This window comes from Anaerosporobacter sp. (genome assembly GCF_965301125.1).
The window spans coordinates 1-5,617 of sequence record NZ_CBDLAM010000218.1 but is presented as its reverse complement, the minus strand read 5'-3'; the positions used below and the strand labels follow the sequence as shown (position 1 = coordinate 5,617).

Annotated in this window: 6 protein-coding genes; 2 read left to right on the top strand and 4 right to left on the bottom strand. The window is 32.7% G+C overall.

Annotated features, from left to right (window positions below; genetic code table 11):
• Positions 1 to 81: 81 nt before the first annotated feature.
• Positions 82 to 723 carry a hypothetical protein gene (locus ACW2QF_RS17110; RefSeq protein WP_455717228.1) on the top strand — a complete coding sequence of 214 codons (642 nt, stop codon included), beginning with the start codon at positions 82 to 84 and terminating at the stop codon, positions 721 to 723.
• Positions 724 to 732: 9 nt separating this feature from the next.
• Positions 733 to 1,314: a hypothetical protein gene (locus ACW2QF_RS17105; RefSeq protein ID WP_455717227.1), complete on the top strand. Its 582-nt coding sequence runs from the start codon at positions 733 to 735 to the stop codon at positions 1,312 to 1,314.
• Between the two features lie 243 nt (positions 1,315 to 1,557).
• Here the strand turns inward: ACW2QF_RS17105 and ACW2QF_RS17100 are convergent, their stop codons facing one another.
• The 4 genes from ACW2QF_RS17100 to ACW2QF_RS17085 all read right to left on the bottom strand — a co-directional run bounded on the left by ACW2QF_RS17100 (position 1,558) and on the right by ACW2QF_RS17085 (position 5,605).
• The gene (locus ACW2QF_RS17100; RefSeq protein ID WP_455717226.1) at positions 1,558 to 2,445 is read right to left on the bottom strand and encodes a hypothetical protein; all 888 of its coding nucleotides are present in this window, start codon (positions 2,443 to 2,445) and stop codon (positions 1,558 to 1,560) included.
• Positions 2,446 to 2,833: 388 nt separating this feature from the next.
• Complete coding sequence (gene bsh / locus ACW2QF_RS17095; protein ID WP_455717225.1) at positions 2,834 to 3,823, bottom strand: choloylglycine hydrolase; 990 nt, start codon at positions 3,821 to 3,823, stop codon at positions 2,834 to 2,836.
• A gap of 147 nt (positions 3,824 to 3,970) precedes the next feature.
• The gene (locus ACW2QF_RS17090) at positions 3,971 to 4,783 is read right to left on the bottom strand and encodes a MerR family transcriptional regulator (protein ID WP_455717224.1); all 813 of its coding nucleotides are present in this window, start codon (positions 4,781 to 4,783) and stop codon (positions 3,971 to 3,973) included.
• 90 nt (positions 4,784 to 4,873) lie between these two features.
• Entirely contained in the window at positions 4,874 to 5,605 is a 732-nt protein-coding gene (locus ACW2QF_RS17085; protein WP_455717223.1) for a YoaK family protein, read from the bottom strand.
• Positions 5,606 to 5,617: the final 12 nt, after the last annotated feature.

Genomic DNA, 5,617 nt, shown 5'->3' with positions numbered 1-5,617 from the left:
ATAAAATAACTCTTAATTGTAGATGAATGGGTTGCGTTTCATTTTACAATTAAGGCATTTTTAAATAATAGGAGGGAAACTATGAAATACAAAAAAACCATTTCTTTTTTATTAATGATTACTCTACTATCGGTACTTCCCGTTGGTAAAGCCAAAGCAGTCAGCGGATTTGAACTTAGCTATTGGTATAGTGATTCTAATTCAATTGCATTCTGGGATATTAGTACCTTAAATACTTATGTTGGATCCAATGTCACAACTAATGCCAATCTATCAGTTAGTAACATAAAGAATTATGTCACAACAGGATTTGATAATTGGAATAGTTCCACTAATTTATCCAAAAAAAATAGTTCACAATCCTCTGCTGACCTAGTCATAGGTGGAATAACTGAAGCAGAAGCTAATAGTTTATATTTAGCTCCTAATTTAACTGGTTTAACTACCACCCCAATTGTCTCTGTCTACACTGGCTACTATAATGGAAGTACAAAACAAATTTGTAAAATAAGTGGTACTGTAAAGACATTCCTAATTAATCGTAGTGCCTTTAGTAGCTTTTCATCAAGTAAATGGAAGCAAATAGCAGTACATGAAATCGGCCATGCTATGGGATATGATGGCCATTATAACAGTGGAAATGTTATGCCTGCTGACGCAAAAGATCTAAGTTCAGCTTCACCATCAAGTAACGAAAAAAAACATTTATCGCAGGTATACTAGGAGGTCATTATGAAAAAAACAAAAAAAATCGTAACTTTTTCATGCCTATGTATTTGTTGTGTTGCTGGTTATTTCTTCTTAAATAATAGCCAACACAATGATACGAAGCAAACACCTGATACTGGTATTGATATTAGCTCATTAACTACCAATCAAGAAGAAGGTACTCAGCTCCAAGTTTCTGCTTCTTATGCTGATAGTTATGACAATTTTGATGAACTTATTGCTAATGCTGATCTTATCGTAAAGGGAACTGTTGAAAATGTAACACAAAAAAATGAACTTGCAGTATCAGTCACTTTTCGAATTGATGAGCGTTTAGAGGGAGCTTCTGAGGATACGATTGAAATTATGCAATTAGTATCTGATCACTTAACCTTAGGAGAATCCTATCTACTTACTCTAAAACCAAGTTATATAGAAAATTCATATTATATTATGGGTGGTTATCAAGGTGCATTTATAGATGATAATCAATCCTATACTGCACTAGATCCAAATTTTCAAGAAGATGTAGATCTTTCTGTTAATGATGAACTATCTAATGGAGAAGAACTTCTCCAAGTTCTTGACGAGATTATTAATGAATAATAACTTGCATACGTATTTTTGTAATAATTTTAACTACATATAATGAGCAACAGGAAGGATTCCTATTATAGAGAACCTTCCTGTTGCTCATTACTTATATCTATTTAGGAAAAACACCAGTATTACTACTGTAAGCAGTGTGTCTAAAGCACGAAAAAATTTACATCAGGTCTATGAGGAATTAGTTCAGAGGAATTGATTCCTTAAGGCAACTCCAACTGATCCGTTCTTTCAAATTGCGCTTTATTCCTTTATTACACAAATTGAGTACTTTTTAACTCTTTCAAAATAATCTGAAATATACTTTAGATTTCCGCTCTCTGCATTATTTAATTCTTTAACATTATATTTTTTTATGGAACTTGTCGCAGCTTCCGCACAATAAAATTTCTGATCAGGAACGCTATAATATAAAACACCATTATATACATTTCCATCATCCGTATAAACAAGCATAGTAAATTCATTATATTTCACACAGCCTTCATCAAAATCAAGAACATAGACTTCCGATGCCTTTGCCTCATCATAAAAAAGCGGTTGATATACTGGATCATCGTTCTGCATAAAATATCGATTTCTTATTACTTCTTTAATTTCCTTTAATATATCATCTTTCTGGTCAAAATCTTCAAATTCCAGATGATATGGATTGCCAATACTACTTTCACCACTAGCTATACGCTCTAACGAAGTGTCACTTATAACAGCGTCATATAGATTTACATTATTCGGATCATCTATGTACTTAAATTCGATTTCACCATTATCACAAATTTTAAATGTATGATAACGTTCTTCAGATTCATTAGAAAGTATCTCATCTTTCAGATTAAGCTTAACTAATAAATATTCATCAGAAGAATACTTAACACTTTTACCGATATAATACACATCATAGTATATTACAGAATTAGGAAACAGAAATTCTTCCTCTTCATTAAGACTAAAGTTAATCATTTTATACTTCGTTACCAAATATTCATTTACTTGTTTTATTATTTTATCTTCAGTTATTTGCGGATGATCCTTATAAAAAAAGGAATTATTTATGTTGGTATCTGACTTATTTTTAGCGCATGCCATTAAACATATGATAGCCATAAATAAAATAATAATATACTTTTTCATATAATCGTCATATGATGTATCTAATACTCATCGCATCACTAATCTCCTTTCTCTTTCAACTTTGAAATATTTATTCTTATTACAATTAATTACTATCTTACATTATAATCTATATACTTACTATTTTCAACATTATCACCAACTAATCAGTTCTCTTTTAGACTTTAGACATTACCTACAATGTAGTTATCGCATCCGACTTTTATCATTTAATTTTGGAAAGATGTTTGGATTGCTGTCTAATATGCACATTTGAAACGTCTACTGTAATCGTTGAATGCGAAGTAATTTCCGATGATGAGTAGCCAGCAGCTGAATGTAATAAAAGAGCCTATGCTATATAATAGTTCCTATATAGCATAGACTCTTCCCCTTATAATTTAGTTATTTAATTTTGATAATTAAAGTCATGCTCTGCCAAATACGGAAATGAAATAACATCTGTACCTTCAAAACTTTCTTTCCTTATATCAACTACATTTATTCTACTATTATCATAACATCTGTAAAAATAGATACCTCTATTCAAATCCATACATGAGGAATATATAGTAAAATCCTCAATTCCGTCTGCAGTCGTAGCGCCACCTCTCACCATTTTCACATAATCAAGCATGTTAAAAAATTGTGATACTGCTTCGTCATCACTTTTGATAAGAGGAGTATTGGCTCTAATGTAGGCGATTCTTACAAATCTAGAAACGGATGCAAAATCTCCAGGTATTCCAAGTGTTCCACTACCAATGCCTAAGGAGTGTAGCTCTTTGTTACTCCATACACTCTTTTTGTGATGTACAGGAGAAAGATATAGATACTCATTCAAATTTGTTAGATGCCAATCAAACGTTGGGTTATTGGTCATTACCCCTACCGGATTATCATGTACTTTTATGCCTTCAACAGTCTTTTCAACAACAATGGATTCTCCGCTTTTGTCAGTTAACATCCAGTGTAGGGTAGGCACTGGTGTCTTACTATTAATTGGTACATCTACCAACTCTATTTCCTTAATTGCTTCTTTCACCTCATTCACTGTTGTATAGTTAGACAATGCCCATGGAATGAAATCATAAGGGGCAATATTTAATTTACCTTTCACACTTTCCTTTTCAAAATAAGCATATCCTTCAAAGTTTAATCCTGCACAAGCCAAACCTTCCTTATTCATCGCATCTGCAAATGTTGCATGGTTATCAATAACCGTTCCCATACCGATTATTGCTTGATGATTCGTAACAATATTGCCAGTAACCTTGTCTTGGTACTGATAATTTGGTGGTATAATTATGACACGTTGATTAAAATTATATGCTAAATCCATATTTCGGCCAAAAAACACTTTTCCTTCTGCTGATTCTATACTTAGTGCTGTACACATATAAACTTCTCCTTCTTGTTTTTTATCTATTTTTTACTTTTCTATTGATAAATATTCAAATGAGATGTTTATACTAATTAATGTTCCTATTGGAAGCTATCCGAATAATAAGTTTCAATTATAAAGTAACAAAAACCATACTACATTCTATTTGATTGGGAAACAAACTTCAGTAACTAGCTCATCAGGATTTTGCGTTTGGGCTGGACTTACATGATAGATACAAAACATAGCTCCGTTGAATTCATATCCATTATCTCTAACCCAGTTGGCTACTGCATGATTTACTGCAGTAATCTGTTCATAACTTCCCTTATAGGTTGCGGAAGCTATCTTTACTTCGGGTACTGTTTTGAAAATGACGTGTTCCGTATTTTCATACTCACCTTTAACAGCTACCTGTATTTCAACATCTACATCACTATCTTTGTAATCTTCATCATGGAACATAGCCAAACTATAGCAGTTATCATCAGGAATCAATTTCTGAGATGCAGTTTCCTCATTCAAAATCTTCCATAATACTCCTTCCTTATTATATGACGGTATTATCTGTCTAACACTCGCAACATACCTTTGTGGAATTGTCTTTAATACAACATTATAATTCATAGCCATATCATCCTTTCTCAGCCTCTTGATAGCTGTTTCAAGGAGAAGTAAACGTTGCCTAATTTCAGCGGCTTCTTCCTGCATTTCTGCTTGTTTTACTACTAAAAAGTCAGATAAAGCTTTCGGATCATCATAATTTTTCAATATCTCTTTTATTGTTGATAAACTAAAACCCATATCCTTTAATGCAGTGATTCTACACGCTACAGCAAGCTGTTCTTCATTATAATAGCGATAGCTTGTAAACGTATCTATGTGCGTCGGTACCAGAAGCCCTATTTCATCATAATGCCTCAACATGCGTATACTTATCCTTGACAATTTTGAAAAATCACCTATTTTCAACATTTTATTTACCTCACATATATGTGTTTTCTGAGCTCATTTTTACTATATAGTATAACATAATGAGAGAGTCAATATGGAAAATAAATCTTTTTAATGTCCAGATGGAACTTGTTGTAATAAATCATGTTCACTCGTAAGATCAGCATAAGAAAGCAAAATAAAATTTATGAATAACGGAACAAGTGCGAGCCATATGGCTTTTTCCTGTAAAAATCTTCCCCCTACTGTGGATATAATCCCACCAAAAAAGAAGCTCGCTAGCATGATGATATGTTTCTTGCATCTTTGTAAATATGTAATATCTCTCTTTTTACAGAATTTAACCAACCAGACTCCTGTTTGTCTCAAATGATTCGTACAAAATGTAGTGGCCATTGGTGTACCTTGAGCCTGGCGGAATGTATTATACTGCATGGAGCAAATAAAGTTAATCATTACCTGCGCAATTTGATCTGGTAAACTCAAGGGAATAAATCCTATGATAAACAATACGATCATTTCAAAACCAATCAAATAGGTATCCCATCGTAAAAGGTTAATCTTCTTAACGTGTCCCGGTAATATTTCGGATATAATAGCACCTGCTAAATAGGCACTCATTGGAATTAAATAATACAGCCCCTTCATCCATTGCATATTTCCTAGGGCTACAGCCATAAGTACAAAATTAGCTGTTTGTGCATTACAGAATACCTCTCCTCTTAAACATACGGTGTACGCTCCCATCATCCCGCTAGTCATCATTAACAATACAAATATTATCGTCTTCTCACATGTAAGGTATTTTTTTTCATTTTCTCTTAGAGTATTTTCTTTTAACACTTTTTACACTTC